Consider the following 473-nt stretch of genomic DNA (forward strand, 5'->3'; position numbering starts at 1 on the left):
TTTACGTGTCCTCTGAGAGCGACTTAGGGACAGACCCGGATGGCATCTTTCCCATGTCTGTTGATATGGTCGGTTGGAACGGCAAGTTCAAGTCTTTACAGCAAGAGCGGGAAACACGGGAAAAAGCATGGCTGAAGCGCAGAAAATAATCATCGACACCGACCCCGGCCAGGACGACGCGGTCGCCATATTGCTTGCGCTTGCAAGCCCCGAGCTCGAAATTCTGGGCATCACGGCAGTTGCAGGCAATGTGCCGCTGAAACTGACGGAAAATAATGCGCTGAAGATTTGCGAACGGGCCGGAACGACTGACATCAAGGTCTATTCGGGTGCCGTTCGGCCGTTGCTGCGCGAACTGGTGACGGCGGAAGAAGTGCATGGCAAGACCGGCCTCGACGGTCCTGATCTGCCGGAACCGCAGATGAAGCTCCAGCCGCAATATGCCGTCGATTTCATCGTCGAGACATTGTTGG

1 protein-coding gene is annotated in these 473 nt (G+C 55.6%); it reads left to right on the forward strand.

Features of this window, described 5'->3' with window-relative positions; all coding sequences use genetic code 11:
• Window positions 1–127: 127 nt before the first annotated feature.
• Window positions 128–473, forward strand: a 346-nt coding sequence (locus AB1462_RS31835) for a nucleoside hydrolase (RefSeq protein WP_367249070.1), incomplete at its 3' end; no start/stop codon positions are given.

The organism is Pseudomonas sp. SB113, assembly GCF_040754745.1.
GTDB classification, from domain to species: domain Bacteria; phylum Pseudomonadota; class Gammaproteobacteria; order Pseudomonadales; family Pseudomonadaceae; genus Aquipseudomonas; species Aquipseudomonas grimontii.